Source organism: Thalassococcus lentus, from assembly GCF_028023555.1.
GTDB classification, from domain to species: Bacteria; Pseudomonadota; Alphaproteobacteria; order Rhodobacterales; family Rhodobacteraceae; genus Thalassococcus_A; species Thalassococcus_A lentus.
This window is the reverse complement of record NZ_JAQIOY010000003.1, coordinates 104,749-130,777: the sequence shown is the minus strand read 5'-3', so window position 1 is coordinate 130,777 and position 26,029 is coordinate 104,749. Positions and strand designations below refer to the sequence as shown.

Below are 26,029 nucleotides of genomic sequence, written 5' to 3'. Positions count from 1 at the left end.
AGGAGTTTGATGAGCTTGGACGAGGCAATCACAAAGCCGCATGAACGTCTTGCATCGCTGCTTGAAAGCGACATGGGCAAGGTCAACGCTCTGATCCGTGATCGGATGGCGTCAAAACATGCGCCGCGCATCCCCGAAGTGACCGCCCATCTGGTCGATGCGGGTGGCAAGCGGCTGCGCCCATTGCTAACCCTCGCCGCTGCCAAGCTCTGCGGTTACGACGGCCCCTACCATGTTCATCTGGCGGCAACGGTCGAATTTATTCATACCGCCACGCTGCTGCATGATGATGTAGTCGATGAGAGCGCCAAACGTCGCGGCCGTCCAACCGCAAATCTGTTGTGGGACAACAAGTCATCGGTTCTGGTCGGCGACTACCTGTTTGCGCGGTCGTTCCAGCTGATGACCGAAACCGGAAGTCTGGTAGTGCTGCGTATTTTGTCGGATGCCGCCGCCACCATTGCCGAAGGCGAAGTATTGCAGATGACTGCCGCACAGGATCTGGCGACGACCGAAGATATCTATTTGCAAGTGGTCCGCGGCAAGACAGCTGCGCTGTTCTCAGCAGCCACTCAAGTCGGCGGTGTGATTGCCGACAGACCGGAGAACGAAGTTCAGGCATTGTTTGATTACGGCGACGCCTTGGGCATCTCGTTCCAGATTGTCGACGACTTGCTGGACTACTGGGGCAGCGAATCCACCGGCAAAAACATCGGTGATGATTTCAGAGAGAGAAAGCTGACCTTGCCGCTGATCAAGGCGATCGCTGCCGCAGACGAAGAAGAGCGTGCCTTCTGGTCGCGGGTCATCGAAAAGGGTGATCAGCGGGACGGTGATCTCGAACATGCGGTTTTGTTGCTGAACAAGCATGACGCTCTGGAGGCAACGCGCCGTGATGCGCTGGAATGGTCTGCAAAAGCCAAAACAGCCATGCAGTCGCTGCCCGCGTCGGATTTGCGTGATCTGCTGATCGATTTGTCGGACTATGTGGTTGCGCGGGTTTCGTGACCTAAGCCAAACGGACCGCCTGAACCCACCAATCAGGATGATCGCGCGCGACATCCCGGGCGACCAGATCTGCAAGACCATCGTTTTCAAACAGCGCGAAACACGTCGCTCCTGATCCGGACATCCGCACAACGCGCGCACCGCGTCCAGACAAGGCGTGCAAAACATCTGAAATGACCGGGGCCACTTTGCGGGCCGGTTCTTCCAGATCGTTTCGCTGGTTCTCAAGCCATGACCAAAGCTGTGCCGGAAACTCCGGGGCAGGCATTTCGGTCATCGGTGCGTTTGACTTGCTCTCCAGCGCTTTGAAGACAGAGGGGGTCGGCACATCGACCCCGGGGTTGACCAAAACCGCGGCCATCGGGATCAGGTTCACCTTGTTCACCACATCCCCGATCCCCTGCATCCGCGCAGCAGTGGCTATTCGGCAGACTGGCGTGTCGGCCCCCAAAGCCAGCGCATCGCCCTCGTAGGGGCGTTGAAACAGCGTCTCCATTGCACGCAGAACGGCTGCTGCGTCTGAAGACCCCCCGCCGATCCCGGCGGGGTGCGGCAACCGTTTATCAAGGGTGATTGCAACGGGTTCGCCGAATAACTCGGCAGCGCGCCAGCACAGGTTGCTATTGTCTTCGGGCACACCCTTGGCAAAGGGCCCGATGACCTTCAGCGAAAGCGCGTTCGCGGTTTCAACACTCAGATGATCTCCGAAATCGGCAAAGGCGACGAGACTGTCGAGCAAATGATATCCGTCCGGCCGCTGGCCTGTCACATGCAACGTCAGGTTCACCTTTGCCGGGGCAAAGACCTCAATCTGCGGCATTGGCCTCTCGCAACGGCGCGGCACCCTCTTCGGATAAAACCTGATCGAGACCGACTTCCAACTTGCGACGAATGCGTTCCGGATCAGCTTCTTCGGCGGCGTCTTCCCAATCCACAAACGATAGCGCGCGCTTCCATTGGAACTCTGCCTCAAGCGTACGGCCCACGGACCAATACACATCACCCAGATGGTCGTTAACAATCGGGTCGATCGGCATCAGTTCGGCCGCACGCTCCATATGCGGAACGGCCTCTTCGTAGCGGCCAAGCCGGTAGAGAACCCAGCCAAGACTATCGACGATATATCCGCTGTCCGGGCGCGCTGCGACGGCGCGTTCGATCATATCCAGCGCTTCGTCCAGCTTGATCTGTTTCTCAACCAGCGAATACCCGAGGTAGTTCAACACCTGCGGCTGGTCCGGGTTCAACTCGAGCGCGCTGCGGAAGTCGGCCTCGGCCTCTTCCCACATGTCCTGCCGTTCAAAGCTGATCGCCCGCGCATAGTACAGGAACCACTGTCGTTCCGTGATTTCCTCATAAAGGCCCAGCGCTTCGGTATAACTGTCGACCGCCGCGCTATAGCGTTCCATCTGGCGCAGAAGGTCGGCCAGTGTCGAATGCACAACCGGCAAATCTCCGTGTGTTAGGGTCAAACCTTTCAGCACCTCGACAGCGGTTTCAAGGTTACCCTGTTTGCGCAGCGCTTCGGCGCGCCCCAGTTCTGCTGCATGGGCAGAGGTGCTGTCCGCTGGAACGCGGGCATAAGCAGCCACAGCCAGATCGTATTGTTCCATCTTGTCCAGAAGATCCCCGGACAGAAGCGTTGCATCCACATGATCAGGCCGCAAATATTCCGCCAGACGGGAATAGATAAGCGTCAGGTCGTCATTGTCCTCGGCGGACAAGGCGCCGCCCAGCGAATAGAACACCTCGGCGATACCATCACGGGCAGATCGCACATGTGAAAACGACACACGTTCATCTGCTTCCAAAGACGCGCGCAGCTTGGTTAATCCCGGGTCGAGGTTTTTGCCGAATGCCGCATCGATCAACGCCAGTGCGTCTTCGTTGCGACCAAGCTGGCTGAGGATTTCGCTATGCGCCATGACCCCGCGACGCGTCATCGACATGCCGCCCATTGCGCCGCCTGTAAACAGTGCCTCGGCGCTCTCGAAGTCCCCAACCGAAGCAAGCGCCATAGCCTTGTGATAGGTCGCAAACGGGCCAAGACCTTGCTGTTTTGTCACCTCATCGAAATCGACAAGAGCAGAGGTCATATCCCCCTGCCCCAACTGGGCCCAGGCCTTGACCAGCCCATCAGCCAGTGGGCCGACACCACGTTTTTGCTCGATTGCATCCAGCACGGCGCTGTAATTTTCGGCCTTCGCATCCCTCGATACGGTCGACATCTGCGCAAGACTGCTTTCGTAGCCTTCCTGAGCAAGCTTGTCGGCAAGACCAGCGGCCCTTTCGACATCGCCAAGGGCCACATTGGCCAGAACGCCACGTTCCAACAATTGTGGATTAGTGGGGTCGAATTGAATGGCTCTGCCGTAGTGCCGGGCCGCCGCCTTGAAATCGCCGATAAACGAAGCCTGTCGTGCGGCGAGATAGTCACCGGAAACGCCATTTGCGGCGGAAACCGCTGGTGTCAGCAGCGTTGCAGCCAAAAGGCTCGCGCGCAGCGTCTTTGCCCAAAATTGCACGATCGAGTTCTCCGTTCTTGCCCTGTCAGTACCAGAGCCTAGAGCGCATCCTGCCCCAAGGCAAACGGGCATTCCTGACTTGTTCGCGAGGTTTCGACGGCAAAGGGGCACAAAACGTCAAAAGCCGGGGCAATTCCCCGGCTTTTGCATAAACTGTTTTGGACGTTCCAACTTACATGTTGGGGTAGTTTGGTCCGTCACCACCCTGCGGAACCGTCCAGTTGATGTTCTGTGACGGATCTTTGATGTCGCAGGTTTTGCAATGAACGCAGTTCTGGAAGTTGATGACAAAACGCGGCGCTTTGCCCTCTTCTCGAACCACTTCATAAACGCCAGCCGGGCAGTAGCGTTGCGCGGGCTCGGCGTAGTCCGGAAGATTGGTTGCAATCGGAACGTCCGCATCCTTCAACTGCAGATGCGCTGGTTGGCTTTCCTCGTGGTTGGTAAAGCTGAAGCTGACATTGGTCAGACGATCGAACGACAACTTGCCATCCGGCTTGGGGTAATCGATCGGCTGGAACTTGGCTGCCTTGCCGGTTGCATCGGCATCATTCTTGCCATGCTTGACCGTACCGAACAGCGAAAATCCGAGTGTATTGGTCCACATGTCCATGCCGCCCAGCATAAGGCTGGCAGTCAGACCGTACTTGGACCACAGAGGCTTGACGTTGCGGACCTTCTTGAGATCGCTGCCGATGGCACCGTTGCGCACTTCGTCTTCATAGGCGGTCAACTCGTCACTGGCGCGACCATCCTGAATGGCCTTGTATGCTGCCTCTGCCGCAGCCTTGCCCGACAACATGGCATTGTGGTTGCCCTTGATACGCGGAACGTTGACCATGCCAACGCTACACCCGAGCAGAGCCACACCCGGCGCAACCATTTTCGGCATCGACTGATAGCCACCTTCGGAAATCGCACGGGCGCCATAAGCCACGCGCTTACCGCCTTCCAAAAGCTCGGCCACCATCGGGTGATGCTTGAAGCGCTGGAATTCCATGTATGGGAACAGATGCGGGTTTTCGTAGTTCAGGTGAACAACGAAGCCGACGTACACTTGGTTGTTTTCCAGATGGTAGATGAACGAACCACCGCCAGCGTTGCTGCCCAGCGGCCAGCCCATGGTGTGTGTTACTCTGCCTTCCTTGTGCTTGGCCGGATCAATTTCCCAGATCTCTTTCATGCCAAGCCCGAATTTCTGAGGCTCTTTACCGTCCGAAAGATCGAATTTTTCGATCACTTCCTTGGACAGTGATCCGCGTACACCTTCGGACAGGAAGACGTATTTGCCGTGCAGTTCCATGCCTGGCTCATAACCGTCACCCGGTGTTCCATCTGGATTTCTGCCAAACTCGCCGGCGACCACGCCCTTGATCGAACCGTCATCGGCATAAACCAACTCAGAGCATGCCATGCCCGGAAAGATCTCTACGCCTAGCGCTTCGGCCTGTTCAGCCATCCAGCGGCAAACATTGCCCATCGATACGATGTAGTTGCCGTGGTTGTTCATCAGGGGCGGCATCGGGAAGTTCGGGATGCGCAGCTTTCCGGCTTCTCCGAGCATATAAAAATTATCTTCGCGGACCGGTACGTTCAACGGCGCGCCTTTTTCTTTCCAGTCGGGGATCAGGGCGTCTAGGCCGCATGGATCCAGAACCGCGCCGGACAGGATATGCGCCCCGACTTCCGAACCTTTTTCCAACACAACAACCTGGCAATCCGCATCCAGTTGCTTGAGACGGATCGCAGCAGACAGACCTGCAGGGCCCGCGCCAACAATCACCACATCGTATTCCATCGACTCGCGTTCGATCTCAGCCATTTCGCTTCCTCCAGACGTCGCGCAATATTGTTTCGTGACTTGGTAAGCCGCGGTGCAGCAACCGTCAATTGCGACACGGCGTTACAGGGACGGAAACCGACATCTACGTAACGAAAGATGCCTTTGCTTTGTGCGTCACCCAAACAATCCTGCAGCCCATGAATCCGCAAGGTATTGCCCACCATCACACGCGCCCCGTGCACCCGGTCAACGAACACTTGCAATTGAGGGGCCAATTGGGTCACTTAGCGGCCAGCCAACCGACAGGGCCGCATCGTAGGAACGCGCGGCATTTGCCAAAGCAGGGGCATGAAGCATGGAAAAGATCCTCATCACCCGCGCGGGCCACACCGCGCTGGAAGTCGAATTGAAAACGCTCAAGTCCAAAGAGCGCCCGGAAATTATTCAAGCCATCGCAGAAGCCCGGGAACTCGGTGACCTGAAGGAAAATGCGGAATACCATTCGGCGCGGGAAAAGCAGGGCTTCATCGAAGGACGGATTAAAGAGCTCGAAGGCGTTCTTGGCCTGACCGAGGTCATCGACCCCTCCACGCTTTCCGGCGCAGTCAAATTCGGCGCAACGGTGACTTTGGTCGACGAAGATACCGATGAAGAAAAGACCTGGCAGATTGTCGGCGAACACGAAGCCAGCGTCGAAAAAGGTTTGCTGAACATCAAATCGCCTATTGCCCGCGCCCTGATCGGCAAGGAAGAGGGCGACAGCGTCGAAGTCCGCACACCGGGCGGCGAAAAGAGCTACGAAATCCTGCAGATCGAATACAAATAGGCGCTTGTTGAATGGCCGATCAGAAACCAGCGCGCACCACGTTGCCCGGCGCCTATGACGGCGGCGCAAAGGGCGGGATAACGCCCATTGATGTGGTGGCAATGGTCACCTGTGCGCTTTGGCTCTTGTTGGCCGGTGGGTACTTTCTCTTTGGGGGCGGAAACAGCGACGGATCGCTGCGTTTCATCTTGATCCTGATGATCATCGTGTTTCCGGTTGCGCTGATCTGGGTTGCTGCAATGGCCGCGCGTTCGTCTTCGGTGATGCGCTCCGAAAGTGCGCGGCTTCAGGCAGCCATCGATGCGTTGCGGCAGGCCTACGTCAACCAAGCGCAACAAGGCCGCAGTGAGGCGCCGAACCCGGTTCTGGTCAAACGGCTGGATGAAATTGCTGCGGCTCAGAAAAACCTCGTCTCCAGCATCGCGCTGCTCAGTTCTGCAAGGATCAGTGATACCGCGCAGGCTGCGCCGCCTGCCCCCGCTCCCTCCAGTTCCAACAGCGCGGCCGGAGACGACCAGCCTGCGCTGTCACTGGGAACACCGGCAGAAGCACTGCAACCACCTTTGTCGACGACCGATTTCATTCGCGCCCTGCACTTTCCTGAAACAGCGGAAGACCAAGAAGGCTTTGCAGCGCTCAGACGCGCACTTCGGGATCGCAATGCGTCACAGCTGGTTCAGGCCGCACAGGACATCCTGACCTTGCTGAGTCAGGACGGAATTTACATGGACGATCTGCGTCCTGATCTGGCCCGCCCGGAACTCTGGCGCGCCTTTGCGCAAGGCATGCGCGGCCGTCCGGTCGCGCCCTTGGGCGGCATTCGTGATCGGTCTTCGCTTGCTTTGGCGGCGGGCCGCATGAAACAGGATCCAATCTTTCGCGATGCAGCGCATCATTTTCTGCGCCGTTTCGACAAAAGCTTTGCAGAATTCGAAAAAGCCGCAACCGACGCGGAAATCACCGATTTCGCCAGCACAAGAACGGCGCGCGCCTTCATGCTTCTGGGCCGTGTCGCGGGCACATTCGATTGATGCGCTAAAGGCCGAAGGACCCATAAGGGATATACTGCACAGTGATGCCGGGTTCGATCTCAGCCGCGCCATCGGGTAATTCGACCAAACCTTCTGCCCAGCTTAGACCGGAAATACGCCCCGACCCTTCGGACTTGAACACTTCGACCACACCGTTGCGTATGCGCGCACGCAGATATTCCCGGCGTCCGGGTTTTTTCTTTTTGGCGAAACCGGCGGGCACCTCGAAACCCTGAGGCTCGAACCAGCCCTCGCCCGACAGCAACCCCATGGCCGGGCGCGCAAAAACCAGCGTGCAAACCAATGCTGCGACCGGGTTGCCTGGCAAACCGAAGACAGGGACGCCATTCCAAAGCCCCAGCGCAAGCGGGCGGCCCGGTTTCAAAGCGATCCGCCATTGTTGCATGGCCCCCGCTTCGCGCAGCAAGGCAGAAACGTGATCTTCGTCGCCTGCAGATGCGCCACCTGACGTCAAAATGACATCCGCTGCACCTGCCGCGTCATTCAGCCGGTCGCGCAAGGCATCGCGATTGTCAGGCACCCGCCCCATATCAACGGGTTCAAACCCAAACCGTTCAATCATCGACAACAGCATGGGCCGGTTCGCGTCATAGATCTGCCCGGGCCCGGCAGGGTGTCCTGACTCGATCACTTCGTCGCCCGTGGACAAAACCGCGACACGCAGCGGCGCGTAAACCGGCAAATCTGCAAAACCAACGGCAGCGCAAAGGGCCATATCTGCAGGCGTCAGTCTGCGACCAGCATCCAGAAACCTGTCACCCTCGGTGACGTCTTCGCCCGCCTTACGAGTGTTTGCGCCCGGCTTGACCGGGCCGCGGAACGCGACCTTTTCACCGTCTGTCGAGCAGTCTTCGTCCAGAACAACCGTGTCCACGCCATCCGGCAAAGCAGCGCCAGTGAGAACGCGGGCCGCCATACCAGCGGGCACCGCCCTGTCCAGCGGCGCGCCTGCGGCGGCGCGCCCGGCGACCAAAGGCAAAAGCTGATCGCCATCCCCAGTTGAATCGGCGGCAAACCCATAACCATCAACAGCCGTATTGGCCTGTGGCGGGTTGGAACGCCAAGCCACGAGGTCTTGGGCCAGCACGCGGCCTGAGGCCTGCATCAACGGGACCGTTTCAACCGCGACGACGGCCCGCAAGTGTTCTTGCAGATGCGCCTTGGCCGCATCGACCGGTGTCCAGTCGACGCCGGGCGGCAAAGCAAAACAGTCGTTTTTTAGCGGCGGCGGCTTCAAAGACACGCGGCTTCCAGCTCCTCTTCAAACCCCAACCCGAGAATCCAGCCCTCTTGGGGTGCATCGACGTTCAGCATCGCAGAGAGACGCGCAGGATCAAGAGCGTGCAAAGCCTGCGCAACCACTTCGACCTGCACCGCATCCCGAATAGCCCCTGTTCGGGCCTGCCGCTCACGCACGGACTGCGCCAAAAGCGAGGGCCAAATTTCGACAAAAGCGACCGGGCGATCGAGGCTTTCAAACGGCCAGACTGCGATCTGTCCGGCAAAGCGTTTTCGGAGCCGGCTTAAAACCGGCAATCCCATGAGAACCTGACTGCCCACGGCCCCAGCGCCCCCCAATTGCCAACAGGTGAATGTTCCCTTAGCCGCACGGTCCGCCTCACGTCGTTCGGTCATTCCATGACCTTGCCGCGTATCCTTGCGCGGCAAGCCCGGAACATCGCTTTTTGTAGCGTTGAACCAGAACGGTCCAATTCCAGGAAATCGCGCGTTGATCTGGCCAGCCAATGAGAAACGGTTATTGCCTTTAGGATGATCCTCGATGTGCGCGTCCAGCCATTCCCACAAAACAAGTGGATCGTCGGATCCTGTGACTTGTTGGGCAAAGCCCGCCGGATAGCCAAAGGGAAAGTCAAACCCGATCATCAGCCGCTGTCCTTCGGAAAGGCTATGCGCAATCAACTCACCGATGGCCGCCTCGGCCACTTGCCTGTTGCGGAGATAAAGTGGCGCAGCGTCCAGCCCATGGTCCGAGACAGCCATCCAGATCGCATCTTTTCTGGGGCGCGGCCCGGTGTCGTTTCCGCCTGACCAGTCAACCATCGCGAACCGGTCAAAACCGATCACAAACCGACCTCGGACAGGATAAAATCTGCAATGGATTTGGTATCGTTCAGGTCAAAGACCGGACGATCCAGATCCATCGGGGTATCGCTGGCCACAGCCTTGATGTGCGGATCACCGGGAGCGATCAACGGGTTGCCCGTCTCAGCGCGCCATGCTTCGACCTTTGGGTGCGTGTCGCGCTTGTAGCCTTCGATCAGTACCAGATCGACAGGACTGAGACGCGCCAGCAAGTCCGACAAAGCGGGCTCGTCCGCACCACGCAATTCGGTCATCTGCGCGACCCGCGTGCGGGATGCCAAAATAACTTCGGACGCGCCTGCCACTCTGTGCCGGTGGCTGTCTTTGCCCGGATGATCAACGTCAAAGGTGTGATGCGCGTGTTTGACCGTACTGACGCTAAAACCACGGCCTGTGATTTCGGTCACGAGCCGTTCCATCAACCCAGTCTTGCCAGCATTCTTCCAGCCGGTGACGCCATAAACCCTCATAGCAGCTCCTCTGCCTGAACCAGATCGTCAGGTGTGTTCACGTTGAAGAATGGATCAAACCCTTCGGAAGGAAAGAGCGCTTCTCGACCGCCGTGTTTTTCCGTCCAAAGCACGACCTTTTTCAGACCTTCGCCCAGCGCCGTGCGCAGGTCGTCTCGCAGTGCAACGGGCCACAGGCCAAAGGTGGGATGGCGGATCAATCCGCTGCGTGATTTGCTTTTGGTTTCTGCGTCGCCCTTTGTGGCCGCCAGCACCAAGGGGTGTGCCTGACCTTCTGACGCCAGCAATAGCCGCGGCACCAGATCGCAGGGAAAAAACGGTGTGTCCGCAGCTACGGTGACAATGGTATCAGCGTCTTGGCTGGCCGCCCAATCCATACCGGCCAGAACCCCGGCCAACGGGCCCGGAAAGTCCTGCAAACTGTCGGCCACAACCGGATGGCCGTAGTCAGCAAACCTGACCGGATCTCCGTTGGCGTTGATGGCGACAGATGCCACCTGCGGCTCCAGACGTTCCAGAACACGAGCCAAAAGGGTCTGACTGCCCAATGTCAAAAGCCCCTTGTCGCCGCCACCCATCCGCGTGGCTTGCCCCCCGGCAAGGATGACCCCCAAAGGCTGGTTCATGCCGAAGACCCCACAGCGTCAAGGCGCAAGTTTCTTAGTGTGTTTCGAAATGAGCGGCCGTCGTATTGTTCTGGCAAAGCAGTGTCAGGCACGGACACAACCAGACTGTTATATATCAGGGCTGAGCCGCCGTTGATGGAACTGATGCGGTCCAGTCCAACAAATCCAAGTCGTAGAGCTGCTCCGCGTTCCCGCAGTTCTATCACGTCCTGAGTAACACGCAGTTCGCGCTGCCCTGCTTCGGCAGCACTGCGCGCAAACTTTCTTTGATAAACACGTTGCAGGGCAGCCTTGCCGTACCAACCAACCAAAAGTCCGACCAAAAGGAAACCTACTTCACTAGACAGGTTCACTCCCAGCCGTGTTTCAATTGCCCGGAAAAAGAAGATCACGAGCCAGTAAACGCCGATCACCAAGAAATACTTCTGTGGGTACTTGTTGATCCACCGCCGGGGCGTGACACGGCCTGCTTCAAGAAGTCCACAGAATATCAGGTCTTCACTAGGCGTGTATTTGAGTTCAAATACCGCGCTCACGCTGCACCCTTTCGTCCAGACTTTTTTGCCTCATCCGGCACGCTGTCAGGGTCAATGTCACGCACAAGGCGGTCGTCCCCGGAAAGACAGACGAAACGTTTTCCGCGCATGCGGCCAATGCAGGTCAACCCGACCTGTCGGGCGATTTCCACGCCCCAAGCCGTAAAGCCCGATCGCGAGGCAAGAACGGGGATCCCCATCAGCGCTGTCTTGATCACCATCTCAGAGGTCAGTCGGCCGGTCGTGTAAAGGATCTTGTCATCTGCACTGACCCCGTGGCGCAGCATGTAACCGGCGATCTTGTCCACCGCGTTATGGCGGCCCACGTCCTCCATATAGACCAATGGGCGATCCTGATGGCAAAGGATCGACCCATGAATGGCACCGGCCTCCAGATACAGCGATGGGGTGGTGTTGATCTTGTGCGCAAGTGCATAAAGCCAGGATGCCTTGACCTCGGTTTGCGGCAGGACCAACCCTTCGAGGCCTTCCATCATATCCCCGAAAACCGTACCCACGGCGCAGCCGCTGGTCCGGGTCTTTTTCTGTAGCTTGTCCTCGTAAGAGGTTTCGATCGCGGTGCGCACGACGACGGTTTCCAGTTCCTCGTCATAGTCAACGCCCGTGATCTCTTCGTCATCACGCAGCATGCCCTGATTGCGCAAAAAACCCAAAGCCAGATATTCCGGGTAATCCCCAATGGTCATGGCCGTCACGATTTCCCGACTGTTCAGAAAAATCGTGAGCGGGCGTTCTTCGACCACGGAAATATCAATGGGCGCGCCGGTCTGATCCGTTCCGGTAACGGGACGGGTTAGTCCGCCCGCTGACGGGTTGGGGGCGATGATGTAGCCGTCTTTGTTGGATTGCATCCCGAGGCTCTTGTGTTAGGGCAATTTACGAAATGGCACGAGGCTCAAGTGATGGCGCAGCACAACGTGATGTCAAGCTTTTGGCGCGGCTTTCGCGATGCGTTGCCCTTTCTTTTGGTCCTGATCCCCTTTGCTCTTCTGTTTGGTGTTCTGGCCACTGAGGCTGGATTGAACATCTTTGAAACGCTGGCCTTTTCCATCGTCGTCATCGCCGGAGCTGCTCAGTTCACCGCGCTACAACTGATGTCCGAAAACGCGCCCGCTGTCGTGGCGCTGGTCTCTGCGCTTGCCGTCAACATGCGCATGGCCATGTATTCTGCCTCCATGACGCCTTATCTGGGCAGCCTGCCACTTTGGAAACGTGCACTTGTGGCCTACGGACTGGTCGATCAGTCCTTTGCGCTGGCCAGCGCCAAATTCGAAGCCAGCCCGGAGATGCCGGTCAATCATCGGTTCTGGTATTTTCTGGGAACCGTCGTGCCGATCCTGCCGGGGTGGTACATCGGCACGCTGGTCGGGGCATTGGCCGGCGAAACGATCCCCAGTTCCATGGGGTTGGATTTTGCTCTGCCCATCGCCTTTGTCGCGTTGATTTCGCCAATGCTAAGGACTCCGGCACATCGGGGCGCGGCACTCTCGGCCAGCCTGCTGGCGCTGGGCTTTGCCTGGCTGCCCTTCAACTTTGGCCTGATGGTCGGCGGCTTGGGCGGGATGATGGTTGGCGCTGAAATCGAGCGGAGGATGGGCCAATGATCCAGAACAGCGATCTTTGGTTTGTGATCATAGCATTGGGTGCAGGGTCATTTGCGATGCGCTTTGCCTTTCTTGGCCTGATCGGGGACCGGCCATTGCCGGAATGGCTGCTACGCCATTTGCGTTACACAGCCGTGGCGATCCTGCCTGCTTTGGTCGCCCCGCTGGTCGTCTGGCCCAGCGCAACAGGCGGCCAGACCGATCCACTGCGCTTGGCCGCAGCAGGCGCTGCGTTTCTTGTTGGATACTTTTTCAAGAGCCTGATCGGCGCCATGATCGCAGGTGCCGTTGTCCTGATCGCAGGTGGTCAGGTACTTGGCTGAACCCCGTTACTGACCTGCAGCCAGTTGCTGCTGATAGGCTGCAATTGCCACCGCTTTGTCGTCAGCATCCTCTTCGTAGAGGCGGCGTTCCTTGACGCCGGGCAGCGTGGCAAAACCATCAGCCAGCTGGTTCGGGAACCACGTTTGCGGCAGGCTTTCAAAGCCCGGAAGCTGACGCAGAATGCCCGAGGTTGTCACCGCACAGCGCGCTGATGCAACAGTGCCATTTGCCATCACAAGGCGCAGAGCCTGCTCGGCCACAGCCGCGGAAACCTCGATCCGCTGGATGCGAACGTGATAGGTTTCGCGTGCATGCGCGCGCTCATAGAAATCAGCGACCTGTGGTGTGACGCCGTAGAGCACATCACCGCGCTCCGGCATCGCGCTCAGACGGACCGAACCGGCCGGATCGAATATCACGCGTTGCGAGCCATTGATCATGATCGACGTATGCGCACCGGATCCGCTGCGGTTGTTGATCATTGTATAGAGCGTGATCGCCGGAGGCCCGGGATGTCGGTACGCGGCAGCTGCAACAGCCTCGGGCGAGGAATCACCCCCAACCGTGGAAACCTCGGCACAGGATGCCAAAACCAGCATCACAGCACCCAGCAGCCCAAAACGACCAATACCCATCACAACAAATCTCCGGCTAATCAAAATGCTTTGTAAAAAGCGTTCAGGCGTTGAAAACCGCCATGAGGATAACCAGCGCCAGAATCACGTAAACCGTGCGGATCGTGAACTTGATAAACCCGTCAAAGGTTTTTTCCTGGACTGAGATGTCCATGGTGCCGTGCTTGTGTTCAGCCATTTGCCAAATCCTTATCTTCATCGTTTGAGCCAGCAATTACAGCATTTGCCGACGGCTGTCACGCGGGCAAAACTGCGTAAATGTCGCGGTTCCTCAAATGTGATTGAGGCCGCCGCTAGCTGTTTTCCTTGCCCAAATCCGCGGCCAATCTGAAACCAATACGGCGCGGTTCTTCTTGTTCCACTTCCTTTGGCATCGCGCGCAGCACAACCGAAAGCTGGCTGACGTGCTGGATCAGCTGCATTCGGGCGCCTGACGGGTCGGTGCCATAAAAGGTAACGATGTCCGGATCAAAGTAGCCCAGCCCCTCAATTCTGAGAACACCGGCCTCTCCACCGGCAAAGCCCATGGCCACTTCATGTTCGTTGTCCAGCTGCTGCTCAAACGCCTGAAGATAAAGCACCAGCCGTTCATGCGCCCATTCTGCGGGGCTTTTCTGCGTCACTGGCTTTGACGTGACCGCCTCTGGCAAAGGGCCGTTCTGCGGCGCGCTTTCTTCGGTATGCAGGTCAATCTTGCGCGGGAGCGCTTCGGCCTCGACGGCTTCGGCTGCGGTGGCGATGGCATCATCCATGGTCAGTACTCGTCATTTGGGCGCGCATAGTGTGCGTCGGTCAACGGACTTCTAGCGCGAATCCAAGCTGCCTGCGAAGGGGTGTTCACACGAATGTTCCCCGTAGCGATCAAGCCTCCGAGGTCAAACAGCTTGCCAGAGCCATGCCCCGTCTTCGCGGCGTTCGCGTGTGGCGCGGCCTTCGTGCCAAAGATGAAGGCAATGCGCCATCGACTCGACCAGTGCCAAACCGTATTCGCCACTGCCAATCGAACGCTTGAACAGAGGCGCAAAGCAATCACCGGCCGTCCTTGGTTCTTTCAGATGCATGTGCAATCGATCCAGCGCCCCGTGATGGTTTTCGATCAGCTGCCGCAGACGCGCAGGCAGACCGGTGAACGGCAGTTTGTGGCCACCCAAGACCAGATGACTGTTTTGCGCGATGGTCGCAAACCGCTCGCAAGCCTCTAGCCACTCAGCAACAGGGTCTGCTTCAGGCTCTGTTGCATAGACCCCAAGGTTGGAACTGATTGACGGCAGGATTTGATCTCCGGCCAAAACCAGATTGCAATCGTTCGACCACAGGGTTGCATGTTCAGGGGAATGGCCGTTGCCGATGTGGACCGTCCAGTTTCTGCCTGCAGCCTGCACTGTGCTGCCTTGCTGAATTCGGGTAAATCCAAGGGGCATGGGGTATACACAATCGGCGAAGTTGAACGGACGCTCAGCCATGCGTTCGGCCAGAATATCCCGGTCCATGCCACAGCCTTTCCAATAGGCAATGGTTTCGGCAGTGGGACGGTCTTGTGCATCCAGTTGCAACATCCGCGAGAACAACCACGCTGTGCGGGTGGTCACCAGCTCTGCCCCATGTTCAGACTGAAACCAGCCCGCATTGCCCACATGGTCCGGATGATGATGCGTGACGATGACACGGCGCACCGGTCTGCCTCCCAGAGGCCCGTCGATGATATCCTGCCAGATTGACCGGCTCTTGCGGCTGGAAAATCCGGTATCTACCACGGTCCACCCGTCGCCATCGTCAAGCGCATAGACATTCACGTGGTCAAGTTTCATCGGCAATGGCAGCCGCATCCACAAGACACCTTCTGCGACCTCGATCGCTTTGCCCGGCTCAGGCGGGGCATCCCAAGGGTAGCGGATCGGGTCGAAACCAGCGTCCATCAGGCGGCCAAATCATCAGGCGACAGGGCCATCAGCGTTTCAGACCCAGCTTTGGCATGTGCGAACAAACCCATATGTTCCGGCAGAATTCGGGTGATGTAGAACCGTGCCAGACGTTCCGTTGCGCTGTCCGGTTCGGCCAACGCCGCGCGCAAATGGTAATAGCCCCCCAGAACCCGTGCAAATCCACGCAGAAACGGCACCGCACCGGCAAAGCGATCCGTCATGTCCATGGACAGCAGTGTTTCCAGCGTCTCTCGAAGGGTTTCGCAGGCCTGCCAGACTGGTTCGCCCAAATCCGGGGCTTTGCCACGCACAGATTCAGCAAAACCCTCGATCTCATCGACCAGCGCGAAAGCAGCCTCGCCACCGTCCATCAATTTGCGGCCGACCAGATCCATTGCCTGGATACCGTTGGTTCCCTCGTAGATTGGCGTCACACGCACGTCGCGCAGGAACTGTGCAGCGCCGGTTTCCTCGATAAAGCCCATACCGCCGTGAACCTGCACCCCGGCACTGGCCACATCAACGCCTGTGTCCGTTCCAAAGGCCTTGGTGATCGGGGTCAACAGGGCTGCGCGGGCCTTCCAATCGGCACTGCCCGTTGCCTTTGCCATGTCGATAGCAACAGCATTCGCCAACGCGATGGAACGGGCCACGAAAATATCAGCCTTCATCCCTGCCAGCATGCGCCGCACATCGGCATGTCCGATGATTGTCCCGGTTTCCGAACGCCCCTGTTTGCGATCCATGGCATAGGCCAATGCGTGCTGATAGGCGCCTTCCGCGACGCCAAGTCCCTGAACCCCGACACCCAGCCGTGCGTTGTTCATCATGGTGAACATGGCCGCCATGCCGCCGCCTTCCTCTCCGATCAGCCATCCTTTGGCTCCATCGTACTGCATCACGCAGGTGGCGCTGCCATGCAGGCCCAATTTATGCTCGAGGCTGACGACCTTGAGACTGTTAGGCTGAGCGGGATTGCCATTGTCATCGGGAATAAGCTTGGGCACCAGGAACAGGCTAATCCCTTTCGTACCAGACGGTGCGCCGGGCAACCGGGCCAGCACGAGATGGCAAATGTTCGATGCGAAGTCATTGTCGCCGCCACTGATGTAAATCTTCTGACCTGTGATTGCGTAGGTCCCGTCACCGTTTTCTTCAGCCTTGGTTGTCAGCGCGCCGACATCGCTACCGGCCTGCGGCTCGGTCAGGTTCATCGTCCCGCACCACTCGCCGGAAATCAGCTTGGGGATATACATCTCCTTGATGGCGTCGCTGGCATGGTGCTCCAGCGCTTCAATCTGGCCTTGGCTCATCAAGGTGGTGAGGTTCAACGACACACACGCGCCTGAGATCATTTCATTCACAATCGTCGTCAGCGTAATCGGCAGATCCATTCCGCCGTATTGTTCTGGGGCAGAAATTGCGACCCAGCCACCTTCGGCAATCGCGTGATACCCTTCGGCAAAGCCCTTTGGCGTTCGAACAACGCCGTTTTCCAGCCGTGCCGGATCGAGATCACCGATCCGTTGCAACGGCGCGACCATTTCCTGCGCAACTTTTGCTGCCCCAGACAGGATGGCCTCAGCGGTTTCGAACCCGGCCTCCGCGTATTTCTGCGTATCGGCCACGGCTTCATAGCCGACAACATGCTTCAGCAACTGGCGATAGTCATCAAGCGGCGCGCGATAAGCCATGATAATCCTCTTGGGTTGGCAATGTGCCACGGCTTTAGTAGCTAGAGGCACCGGGACTTAGGGTAAAGCCTCCTACGTGGCCTTCAACTCAAACGCCGCGTCACGACTTCGCGTTGGGTGGCAAAGAGATAGCAATGAAAACTCTGACAACCAAGAAGCTGAACGCCGATTCTGCAGGGCTGGCTGAGGCCGCCGCGTTGCTGCAAGATGGCGCATTGGTCGCCTTTCCGACCGAAACGGTCTACGGGCTGGGCGCCGATGCCAGCAACGACACGGCCGTTGCACGTATATACGAAGCCAAGGGACGCCCGGAATTCAATCCGCTGATTGTGCACCTTGCTGATATCGAAAACGTCCAACAGCTGGTTGTCTGGTCACCCGAAGCGCAAGCGATCGCAGACGCGTTCTGGCCCGGACCACTGACCTTGGTGCTACCACTTCGTCCCGGAGCCAAAGTGTCAAAACTGGTCACGGCCGGCCTGGACACACTGGCAGTCAGAATTCCCGAAGCGCCGGTTGCGCGCGCGCTTTTGCGCGCATTCGGCGGCCCTGTTGCCGCGCCCTCGGCAAACAGATCCGGACAAGTCAGCCCAACCCTTGCCGACCATGTGATGAACGGGTTGAACGGCAAAATCGAAGCGGTCGTCGATGGCGGGCGCTGTAGCGTGGGATTGGAATCGACCATTCTGGGGCTTGCGGGCAAGCCTACACTGCTCCGCCCGGGCGGGGTAACACAAGACGAACTGAACACGGTTTTGGGCAAACCAATCGCAGCCCGGCATGACGCTGAAGCGATTTCAGCGCCCGGACAGATGCGATCCCATTATGCGCCCCGCGCCCACGTGCGCCTGAACGCGACCGAATGGGAGGCCGGCGAAGCACGACTGGGCTTTGGTGCTGTTGACTGTGATCTGAACCTCTCGGCCACAGGCGATTTGACCGAGGCTGCCGCCAATCTGTTTGAATACATGATCCGTCTGGACGCCTCTGGCGCAAAGGTCATTGGAGTGTCCCCAATTCCGCATCTGGGATTGGGTGTTGCGATCAATGACAGGCTCAGTCGGGCTGCGGCCGAGCGATAGCGCAAACAAGAGGCGTGACGCCACGCCCTCCGACCTTTCCCTTGCACTCATGGGCGGTTTTGCGGGATGTTGAATATCACTATCCGTTTCCCAAGGAGGAACCTCCATGACCATCCGCCTCGGCCTTGCCGCCCTATTGCTCTCGGGCACTGCCACCTTTGCGCAGCAAACCGATCTGACCATTGCCCTGCAGCTCGAGCCGCCACATCTCGATCCGACCTCGGCCGCGGCAGGCGCCATCGACTCGGTTCTGTACACCAATGTTTTTGAGGGCCTCACACGCTTTACCGAAACCGGCGCGGTTGTGCCCGGTCTTGCCGAAAGCTGGGAAATCTCGGAGGACGGCCTGACTTATACGTTCAAGTTGCGCGCTGGTGTGACCTTCCATGACGGCACCGCAATGGATGCAGAGGACGTTAAATTCTCGCTTGATCGCGCTCTCGCCGAAGACAGCGCCAACGCGCAAAAAGCGCTGTTTGCCGAAATCGCGGATGTAACCGTTGTGGACGCGACAACCGTGCAAGTCACGCTGTCTCAGGCCAACGGGAACTTTCTGTTCAACATGGCTTGGGGCGACGCCATCATCGTTGCACCTGAATCCATCGAAGGTATCAAGCAAACTCCGATTGGCACGGGCCCGTTCAAGTTTGTTGAATGGAAGCAAGGCGACAGCATCATGCTGACCCAAAATGACGCGTATTGGGGCGACAAACCGGCCCTGACCGATGCGACCTTCAAGTTCATTTCGGATCCCACCGCAGCCTTTGCCGCCATGATGGCACAGGACATCGACGCCTTTGCCGGCTATCCGGCGCCTGAAAACCTGCCCCAGTTCGAAGCCGACCCCCGGTTTCAGGTGCTGGTTGGCAGCACGGAAGGCGAGACAATCCTGAGCACAAACAACAAAATGCCGCCTCTGGACAATGTCATGGTCCGTCAGGCCATTGCCCATGCCATCAATCGTCAGGATATCATTGACGGCGCGATGTTTGGGCTGGGCACGCCAATCGGCACGCATTTTGCACCGCACAATCCCGACTATGTCGATCTGACTGCGGGCTCGAATTATGATCCGACCAAAGCAAAGGCCCTGCTGGCCGAAGCTGGCTTCCCTGATGGTTTCACGACCACGCTCAAGCTGCCTCCGCCATCCTACGCACGTCGTGGCGGTGAAATCATTGCGGCCCAGCTGGCAGCCGTTGGCATCAAGACCGAGATCAGCAATGTGGAATGGCCTGTCTGGCTCGAAGAGGTATTCCGCGGCAAGGACTACGGCCTGACAATTGTCAGCCATACCGAACCCTTCGACATCGGGATCTATGCCCGTCCGGACTATTACTTCCAGTATGACAACCCGGATTTTCAGGCTTTGATGACCGAACTCACAGGCACCACGGATCCGGCCAAGCGTTCTGAACTGTTGGCGACGGCTCAGACAACCATCGCGCAGGATTACGTCAACGGGTACCTGTTCCAGCTGGCAACCCCAACGGTGGCCGATGCACGCATCGAAGGCTTGTGGAAGAACGCCCCGACACAGGCGACTGACCTGACCGGCGTTCGCTGGACCGAGTAGCAGTAGGCCAAGCTCTAAAAAATTGCCCGGGTTCTGGCTTCAGAACCCGGGCTTTTTTGTACCATCAGCGTATGTGCGGACTGATTGAACGATGACGACCAATCGTGCGTCAGGACACCGGTGAGAGCGCACCAAGGTCCGGGAACGCCGCCGCCAACTGTGCCATTCCGGCGTTTTTAGCCGTATCGCCCCGAGCTTTTCGCGCCTTGAGGTGGGCTTCGAGCATGGCCTGAGCGGTCTTGTCATCCCGCGACTGGATCATCTGGGTCAACGCCTGTGTCAGGGCCGCGTCGAACCAGTTCTCAACGACACGTTCCTTGAAGTCGTCCGTGTAGTGGTTCAGGTCCGGCTCCAGAGCTTCTTGCTGACCCATGTGCTGCATCATGTCCGTCGGATCGATGACCAAGCAACCTTCTTCCCCGGCAATTCGCTTTACCATCTGAATGTAACGGTCCCGCGTCTTGATAACCGTTCCTCCGGAATCGATCGCATTCACGTGGGTAACAAAAACAACAAAGGGCAGCGCTTCCTTCAAATATCGAATATCCGCGCGGGTTTGTTCCTCGTCTGCTCGGCGCAGACGGATATTCCTTAGAACCGCGCAATCTGCTTTTTGTTCGTCCGTTTCGGACCAGTGTTCCGCCAGAAGCGCGTCAATATCTTCCTGCGTGCCCTTTTCGATCGCCTTCCAATAAGCGTTCTTTCTTTTACCATCTGCAAAGAACGGCACGAACTGCGTCCGCAGATAATTGAGCTGCAGGTAAACGCCATTCATGCTGAGGATCTTTTCAGACGACAGCTCGACCACATGGATGTCACCGCTCTTGGGTGCCTGCGCCAGAACATCGGAGCGATCGTTGTTGGACACGTAGGGCCACAGCGCTTCTGGAATATCCAATTCACCGCGCATGAACTTTAACTGCTGAACAGCCTCGGGTGAGGTGTGCGTAAATCCGAAACTGCGGTTTCGCGACAGCTCAAACCCGTAGCCAGATCGAGCCCGGCGCAGCGGATCTACAATCCGGCACGACCCGATTGGAGTGATGGTAAATTTCATGAGCGGTTTACTCCCACTTCTGTTGTCATAGAGCCTAGCACGATCTGTTTGTTTCCCGCAGTCCGATTTTCCAATCGGTGTTTCCAATCACTGACGTTTGGCCAAAGCGGCAGACACCATACGCACCGCAGACCCGCGCAACGGGCCATGCTGGCATTCATCCCGGAAACCGGAATCCCGGCAGAACCGAACAACCGAATTCAGTGTCTTCTTGGTAAGTCTGCCGTTCTTTTTGCCCGAATATGCACCAAGCTGGGCCAGTTCAGACTGGATCAGGTAGGTGTAAACGTTCTTGTCAGCCCGCGAGACACCAACCATCAAATCATAGTATTCATCGGCCGACGCTTCGCTCAGCATTTTCGATAGGGCCGCACGCGCAGCCCGTGTGCTCTGTGTGTCGATGATGAACCGCGCTTTTTCCTCGGCCAAGGTCGCTTCGCTGAGAGTATCGGCATATCGGTTGATCAACGCCTCACGTTGTGAGGCATAGTTGCCAGACAAGCGCGGTTTTTGCCGGACAAACCGCAAAAGCGAGGCTGCGGCAGAGGCATTGCCTGAGTTGGCGGATGGCTCCAGCTTTTCAAGTAGCGCCTTTGAATCAAAGCCCAGTTTGAAGTTGTCCGCACGCAGATTGAGCGCCAGCGCGATGTATCGAGGGTCACCTTTTTCGACGCCCTCTTTGATCATGGACACACCCAATGATCGGTCAGACTTGCTACCAAGCATGCCGCGGATATGACCATTGGCCAGCTGAAGATCAGCGCCTTCTACTCCGGTTTCAATTGCACGTTCCAAAGTGGTTCGCCCATTTGAAGGCTTGCCGCGCCGGACTTCCATTTCGGCTGCGCCCAGAAGCGCATCTGACTGACCGGCTTCTGCCGCTTGGAAATAGTAGTCGCTGGCTTTGGGATAACTCCGCCTTACGCCCAGTCCGGATTGATAGAGCTTGGCCACACGTTGCAAAGCCGCCGGTTCACCAGAGTCGGCAAGGGGTTTTAGCACATCAAAGGCGCTTTCATAGTTAGCGAAACCAGTGCGAGGATCCGAATAGACTTTGGCCAGTTCGATCTTTGGTTTGACATCGCCGCCCTTTGCAATGGCCTTCAACAGCGTCAGCCCCTCTTCAGGGTCAGAATAGCGTCCAAATTTCCGCCGCAGATGCGACTTGGCGAAAATCAGTTCAAACCCTGTAATTCCGGCCTCCGAAGCTTTATCAAGCGCTTCAAACGCCTCTTCACCGCGTTCTTCCGAGAGCAATGCAACTCCCAGATAACGCCACGCCGGATCAAACCCCATGGTCGCGGCACTTTCATAGTACTGCAATCCCAGTTCTGGTTCGCGATCCACGAGCGTGCCACGGAAATAGATGTTGCCCAGACGAAACGCGGAACGCGCGTGGCCCTGTTCGGCCAGCCGTTGATAGACCGAGATGACTTCCTTCATATCGTCTTGGGTGCGTGCCGCTTTGCGGATTTCTTCTGTCTGTTTGTAGAGCCGCGTGACTTCCTTCGACATCGTCGCAGATTCTGCGCTGCCGGTGCTGCTGATCAAAAGCAAACAGGTCAAAGCTGCGGCGAAACAGTGCGCCAACCCCAAAGCGGGGCGACGAATTTGCAAAAGGCAAAATTTCTTTCCAGTCATCGGAGTCCTCATTTTACCGTGGCTATGCATGAAAGGCTTTGAACGAGAAAATCCCGTTCCGAAAGCTCAGGGTGCTGTGCCATGATTTCAGGTGTCAGTCGGTCGTGCCCAATGGCCGCCGTAGCAGGTTTTTCTTCGACCACATCCAGATCAAAGTAGCGTTCAACGGACTGCATGAGTGTATCGAGCCGAACTCGGTTCAAGACACGTCTGGTGTAATGATCCTCTGGTGCGTCCCAGGACAGGTGTTTCCAATCGATCAGATTGGCCTGATCGGGATCATTCACATCAATGGCATCGATGGTTTTCGGGGCCTGACGGTGTCCGTTCCAGCAATAGAAATTCTTGTGACGCAGAACAATCTGCCCCCCTGCCCGCAGCCGCTTTGCCACAGCGGCAAGAAGACCATCCACATCGTCGGATTGGGACAGGCAGTCGTTCAGCACCGCCAGATCGAACGTTCTATCGTTTTCAACATCCTGAAGAATAGACGGAACAACCGCCCAGGGTTCGATCTGTTCTGCGATTTGCTCGGGTGTCCAGCCAAAGGCTTCGCGACGTTTGGCGGCAAGGTTCTTGACCCTGTCCCGATCCAGCCGCAGTGAAGGGTCAACACCAAGAAACGTGTTGGCCCCCAGGCACAGATATCCGATGCCATGAAGTCCGGAGCCGCAGCCAACGTCCAGAACATCGCGGCCCGGCAGCATATTCCCGATCTCACGCGGCCAGTCCATGTAGCCAAACGCGCTGGCTTGAGCGATCACAGCAGGCGCAATAGACCGCGCCCGCCATTCCTGCCCGGCGTTGTTGATCCAAAACGCACGCGCCGCACCAATTGGCGTTCTGAGGTCATCTTCAGCCGACATGAGGTTCTCGGAAGGGTCATGATGGAGCTTCACGATCTCAGAGAATATCGCCAGTTCCATGGGGGGAACGTCAGAAGACAGGGTGACTTCGAGCTCTTCCCACAGCCGTAGCATTTCCGGGTTCGCCGCAGTCGCCTCCAGCGTTTCGTAGGCCTTGGACCATTGCCCAGTCTGAACCTGTTGGCTCATCTGAACCACTGCAAAGAAGTGCGGCGCAGGGTCTGCACTCTCCTGCGACATCGGTTCGGACCGTAGCGCATCGGAAAGAATGCCACTGCGTGCGCCGGGTGCCGCTTTGACAGTGAGTGTGGCGATGTTGCAGCGCTGAAAATCGTTGTCCTGGTCAAAGTCGAACAAACCTAGCCGGATCAGCCGGTCGATGTAGCCCATCATCTGGTGCTGTTTTGGGTTCAGACCGTTTTTGATCAAGACGCGCGCGCCGGGCACCAATGCCTCGATAACGCTGCTAAGGCATTCGAAAAGGGCCTTTGGGTTTTTCGGGGAATCGACAACCAACAGGTCGATTTGCGGACCGTCCCACTCAAAGTCACCAAAATCGCTTTCGTGAACAGTTGGCACCCCTTCGGTGCGTGCCATGATGTCCTCGAAAAGAGGTTTGAAGCTATCCCCAATCTCGATAAATCCCGGTACGCGACGGGCGTGATCTTTGGTCCAGACGAAATTATCGACAACGTGAAGATCACCATGTCGCGCCAGCTCAACACTCAGAAAGCCGAGCCAAGGGCCCATCTCTAGTATCGTCGAGCCACTAGCCAGCTCCGACGCAACCGATGAAACCCTGCGCAGATCCTCTTGTCCGACCATCCGTGGATGGCCTTGTTCGAGCAAAGCGTTCACCGTGCAAATATCTGTTTTGACATTCATTTTGGGTTTCGCCATTTGCATTCAGGTTTCTATTAACTGGTTGAAAAATAACTTTCTTTAGTAACTTTGATATGGGGCTTCGTGCGGTCAGGAAGGCATATCAGCCATTCCCACCGCCTTCGTTGCCAGTCCCGTTTCCGCCGCCATTGCCAACGCCATTGCCGTTGTTTCCACCGCCATTGCCGTTGCCATTGCCGCCGCCGTTGCCATTGCCGCCGCCGTTGCCATTGCCGCCGCCGTTGCCATTGCCGCCGCCGTTGCCATTGCCACCGCCGTTGCCATTGCCGCCGCCGTTGCCATTGCCACCGCCGTTGCCATTGCCATTTCCGCAATTGCCGCCGCATTCATAGGCACCGCCTTTGGCCAGATAGAGCCAATCTTTCAGATAGGTCTGACGATCCATGGTCTGCATACCAAGAACGCGGGAGCGAACATCCAGCATCGTGCTGAAACCGGCCTGATCCGCATTGTTGGCCATATGCCGGGTCCAGAACTCATCCAGAGCATCAATCTCAGCAGGTTTTGCGACCGAATAGCTCAGGGCCATGAGATGGCTGTTGTCAGAACCAGGCGCGACACGTTCCAACACCTGACGCAGTCCAGTGGAAAAACCGTCTGTGTTCTGATCTGCGCTCAATTCGCGGCGCACATCACGCCAGACATCCTGCGTGCCAGGCGATTGGACGATGCCCATAGCATGCCCAGTACCCGCAGCAGGAACAACAAGCGCGACGGTCCAAACCGCGACGCGGCCCAGACGTTTCAAAAGCGTGTCGACTGTCATTTTTCCAGTCCTGCAATTTTGGTCGGTTGCGCGAGCATGATGCCGGCCACCGAATAATCGCTGCTGGTACGGTAACCCGCCGTAAATTCGATCCGATCACCTGTGATGGCGTCGGTGGGGTACCAACCCAATTCGCCGTTCGATACTTCGCCAAGCTCACGCTCGGCTCGGGCACGTTGGATGATGTTCAATAGCGCCTGTTGGTCTTCGCGAATTTCCAGAATGCGGGCAGCGTTGTCCGATCCGACCGGGAACACCGGAATATCAGTCGCTGAGCCGATGATTTCATCCAGTTCGATCTGCTCAGACTCGAGGTTCAGGAAAATCGACTCTTTTGCCGGAGCAACGCGATCCAGCGACATGACAACTGAATTCAGTTCAGCGTCAGGCACGAGAATTTTCACATCACCCTCTTCAAAGATGACACGGTTCAGAAGATCACCGTCTTCTGTGAACAGGTCTGAAAACTGTTCGTTGAATGGCTCGGACGGCAACTTGAAGATGCCGTTGATACGCTTGCTTTGTGCGACGCGCGTGCCATCCAGGATTGCCAGATCGGCAATTTCTACATCGTCAGAGCTTTCCGGCCAATTCTGGTAGTGTGTCTCTTCTCCGATGAAGAGATCGCTCATCCATATACCTGTGAATTGCTGCGTTGCCGTGAACTGAACAACAAGACGCTCATCGATGTCGATCTCGTCATTTTGCTGGCCGCCCATTACGCCAAAGCCGTCTACCGGATCCCAATAGATAAGCGCCGGCTCCCAAACTCCATTGGAGACTTCACGTTCAGCGGTGACAGTCAGCGCCCCAAAGGCGCAGGTCGGCTTGGCAAGACACGGTTCAAAAACAATACTGCGGAAATCGATTTGCTCGGCAAGGGCGGTGTCGATGGCATCAGAGCGCAATTCACGCGCCAGCGTTTCAGCAGACACAGTTGTTGCGTAAACACTCAATAGCCATCCGGCTGCGACCGAAGGATGTAGTTTTGCCATGTCTTCGTTCCTCG

General features: G+C 57.4%; 26 protein-coding genes. 7 read left to right on the top strand and 19 right to left on the bottom strand.

Features of this window, described 5'->3' with window-relative positions; all coding sequences use genetic code 11:
- Window positions 1–9 precede the first annotated feature (9 nt).
- Window positions 10–1,008: a polyprenyl synthetase family protein gene (locus PFY00_RS09640; RefSeq protein ID WP_271432346.1), complete on the top strand. Its 999-nt coding sequence runs from the start codon at window positions 10–12 to the stop codon at window positions 1,006–1,008.
- A 1-nt stretch (window position 1,009) separates the two neighbouring features.
- On the opposite strand, the gene PFY00_RS09635 is transcribed toward PFY00_RS09640, so the two are convergent.
- The 3 genes from PFY00_RS09635 to PFY00_RS09625 all read right to left on the bottom strand — a co-directional run bounded on the left by PFY00_RS09635 (window position 1,010) and on the right by PFY00_RS09625 (window position 5,355).
- Entirely contained in the window at window positions 1,010–1,828 is an 819-nt protein-coding gene (locus tag PFY00_RS09635) for a 4-(cytidine 5'-diphospho)-2-C-methyl-D-erythritol kinase (RefSeq protein WP_271432345.1), read from the bottom strand.
- Entirely contained in the window at window positions 1,815–3,533 is a 1,719-nt protein-coding gene (locus PFY00_RS09630; protein WP_271432344.1) for a tetratricopeptide repeat protein, read from the bottom strand. Before PFY00_RS09630 ends, PFY00_RS09635 begins: the two co-directional genes overlap by 14 nt.
- Window positions 3,534–3,705: 172 nt before the next feature.
- Window positions 3,706–5,355 carry an electron transfer flavoprotein-ubiquinone oxidoreductase gene (locus PFY00_RS09625; RefSeq protein ID WP_271432343.1) on the bottom strand — a complete coding sequence of 550 codons (1,650 nt, stop codon included), beginning with the start codon at window positions 5,353–5,355 and terminating at the stop codon, window positions 3,706–3,708.
- 316 nt (window positions 5,356–5,671) lie between these two features.
- On the opposite strand from PFY00_RS09625, the gene greA reads away from it, so the two are divergent.
- Window positions 5,672–6,142, top strand: a complete 471-nt coding sequence (gene greA / locus PFY00_RS09620; RefSeq protein ID WP_271432342.1) for a transcription elongation factor GreA — start codon at window positions 5,672–5,674, stop codon at window positions 6,140–6,142.
- An 11-nt stretch (window positions 6,143–6,153) separates the two neighbouring features.
- A complete protein-coding gene (locus PFY00_RS09615; protein ID WP_271432341.1) occupies window positions 6,154–7,173 on the top strand; it encodes a hypothetical protein in 1,020 nt (339 codons plus the stop codon).
- Window positions 7,174–7,177: 4 nt separating this feature from the next.
- Here PFY00_RS09615 and PFY00_RS09610 read toward each other — a convergent pair whose 3' ends face one another.
- The 6 genes from PFY00_RS09610 to PFY00_RS09585 are packed head-to-tail and all read right to left on the bottom strand — an operon-like array spanning window position 7,178 to window position 11,801.
- On the bottom strand, window positions 7,178–8,437 hold the full coding sequence (locus PFY00_RS09610) for a molybdenum cofactor synthesis domain-containing protein (RefSeq protein ID WP_271432340.1): 1,260 nt from the start codon (window positions 8,435–8,437) through the stop codon (window positions 7,178–7,180).
- A complete protein-coding gene (locus PFY00_RS09605; RefSeq protein ID WP_271432339.1) occupies window positions 8,428–9,255 on the bottom strand; it encodes a molybdopterin guanine dinucleotide synthesis in 828 nt (275 codons plus the stop codon). The genes PFY00_RS09610 and PFY00_RS09605 overlap by 10 nt, the downstream gene beginning before the upstream one ends.
- A 20-nt stretch (window positions 9,256–9,275) precedes the next feature.
- Window positions 9,276–9,767: a molybdopterin-guanine dinucleotide biosynthesis protein B gene (gene mobB / locus PFY00_RS09600; RefSeq protein ID WP_271432338.1), complete on the bottom strand. Its 492-nt coding sequence runs from the start codon at window positions 9,765–9,767 to the stop codon at window positions 9,276–9,278.
- Window positions 9,764–10,393: a molybdenum cofactor guanylyltransferase MobA gene (gene mobA, locus PFY00_RS09595; RefSeq protein ID WP_271432337.1), complete on the bottom strand. Its 630-nt coding sequence runs from the start codon at window positions 10,391–10,393 to the stop codon at window positions 9,764–9,766. Before mobA ends, mobB begins: the two co-directional genes overlap by 4 nt.
- On the bottom strand, window positions 10,390–10,929 hold the full coding sequence (locus PFY00_RS09590; RefSeq protein ID WP_271432336.1) for a hypothetical protein: 540 nt from the start codon (window positions 10,927–10,929) through the stop codon (window positions 10,390–10,392). Before PFY00_RS09590 ends, mobA begins: the two co-directional genes overlap by 4 nt.
- Window positions 10,926–11,801: a formate dehydrogenase accessory sulfurtransferase FdhD gene (locus PFY00_RS09585; protein ID WP_271432335.1), complete on the bottom strand. Its 876-nt coding sequence runs from the start codon at window positions 11,799–11,801 to the stop codon at window positions 10,926–10,928. Before PFY00_RS09585 ends, PFY00_RS09590 begins: the two co-directional genes overlap by 4 nt.
- Window positions 11,802–11,852: 51 nt before the next feature.
- Between PFY00_RS09585 and PFY00_RS09580 the strand changes: the two genes are divergently transcribed.
- Both PFY00_RS09580 and PFY00_RS09575 read left to right on the top strand, forming a co-directional pair.
- Entirely contained in the window at window positions 11,853–12,554 is a 702-nt protein-coding gene (locus PFY00_RS09580) for an AzlC family ABC transporter permease (RefSeq protein WP_408648456.1), read from the top strand.
- Window positions 12,551–12,877: an AzlD domain-containing protein gene (locus PFY00_RS09575; protein ID WP_271432333.1), complete on the top strand. Its 327-nt coding sequence runs from the start codon at window positions 12,551–12,553 to the stop codon at window positions 12,875–12,877. The genes PFY00_RS09580 and PFY00_RS09575 overlap by 4 nt, the downstream gene beginning before the upstream one ends.
- Window positions 12,878–12,883: 6 nt before the next feature.
- Here PFY00_RS09575 and PFY00_RS09570 read toward each other — a convergent pair whose 3' ends face one another.
- The 5 genes from PFY00_RS09570 to PFY00_RS09550 form a co-directional block, all read right to left on the bottom strand.
- Entirely contained in the window at window positions 12,884–13,513 is a 630-nt protein-coding gene (locus PFY00_RS09570) for a hypothetical protein (protein ID WP_408648455.1), read from the bottom strand.
- A gap of 43 nt (window positions 13,514–13,556) precedes the next feature.
- On the bottom strand, window positions 13,557–13,691 hold the full coding sequence (locus PFY00_RS09565; RefSeq protein ID WP_271432332.1) for an aa3-type cytochrome c oxidase subunit IV: 135 nt from the start codon (window positions 13,689–13,691) through the stop codon (window positions 13,557–13,559).
- Window positions 13,692–13,806: 115 nt separating this feature from the next.
- On the bottom strand, window positions 13,807–14,265 hold the full coding sequence (locus PFY00_RS09560; protein WP_271432331.1) for a DUF6173 family protein: 459 nt from the start codon (window positions 14,263–14,265) through the stop codon (window positions 13,807–13,809).
- 123 nt (window positions 14,266–14,388) lie between these two features.
- Window positions 14,389–15,429, bottom strand: coding sequence for an MBL fold metallo-hydrolase (locus tag PFY00_RS09555; protein WP_271432330.1), 1,041 nt, complete (start codon window positions 15,427–15,429; stop codon window positions 14,389–14,391).
- Complete coding sequence (locus PFY00_RS09550; RefSeq protein WP_271432329.1) at window positions 15,429–17,129, bottom strand: acyl-CoA dehydrogenase; 1,701 nt, start codon at window positions 17,127–17,129, stop codon at window positions 15,429–15,431. The genes PFY00_RS09555 and PFY00_RS09550 overlap by 1 nt, the downstream gene beginning before the upstream one ends.
- A 134-nt stretch (window positions 17,130–17,263) precedes the next feature.
- Here PFY00_RS09550 and PFY00_RS09545 point away from each other — a divergent pair, with 134 nt between their 5' ends.
- Both PFY00_RS09545 and PFY00_RS09540 read left to right on the top strand, forming a co-directional pair.
- A complete protein-coding gene (locus PFY00_RS09545; RefSeq protein ID WP_271432328.1) occupies window positions 17,264–18,211 on the top strand; it encodes an L-threonylcarbamoyladenylate synthase in 948 nt (315 codons plus the stop codon).
- Window positions 18,212–18,317: 106 nt separating this feature from the next.
- Window positions 18,318–19,787, top strand: coding sequence for an ABC transporter substrate-binding protein (locus PFY00_RS09540; protein ID WP_271432327.1), 1,470 nt, complete (start codon window positions 18,318–18,320; stop codon window positions 19,785–19,787).
- Between the two features lie 109 nt (window positions 19,788–19,896).
- Here PFY00_RS09540 and PFY00_RS09535 read toward each other — a convergent pair whose 3' ends face one another.
- The 5 genes from PFY00_RS09535 to PFY00_RS09515 all read right to left on the bottom strand — a co-directional run bounded on the left by PFY00_RS09535 (window position 19,897) and on the right by PFY00_RS09515 (window position 26,015).
- The gene (locus PFY00_RS09535) at window positions 19,897–20,844 is read right to left on the bottom strand and encodes a hypothetical protein (protein ID WP_271432326.1); all 948 of its coding nucleotides are present in this window, start codon (window positions 20,842–20,844) and stop codon (window positions 19,897–19,899) included.
- 87 nt (window positions 20,845–20,931) lie between these two features.
- A complete protein-coding gene (locus tag PFY00_RS09530) occupies window positions 20,932–22,359 on the bottom strand; it encodes a tetratricopeptide repeat protein (protein ID WP_271432325.1) in 1,428 nt (475 codons plus the stop codon).
- Between the two features lie 134 nt (window positions 22,360–22,493).
- Window positions 22,494–24,251 (bottom strand): class I SAM-dependent methyltransferase, encoded by a 1,758-nt coding sequence (locus PFY00_RS09525; protein WP_271432324.1) that lies wholly within the window; start codon window positions 24,249–24,251, stop codon window positions 22,494–22,496.
- 85 nt (window positions 24,252–24,336) lie between these two features.
- Window positions 24,337–25,020 (bottom strand): hypothetical protein, encoded by a 684-nt coding sequence (locus PFY00_RS09520; RefSeq protein WP_271432323.1) that lies wholly within the window; start codon window positions 25,018–25,020, stop codon window positions 24,337–24,339.
- Window positions 25,017–26,015 carry a hypothetical protein gene (locus tag PFY00_RS09515; RefSeq protein ID WP_271432322.1) on the bottom strand — a complete coding sequence of 333 codons (999 nt, stop codon included), beginning with the start codon at window positions 26,013–26,015 and terminating at the stop codon, window positions 25,017–25,019. Before PFY00_RS09515 ends, PFY00_RS09520 begins: the two co-directional genes overlap by 4 nt.
- Window positions 26,016–26,029: the final 14 nt, after the last annotated feature.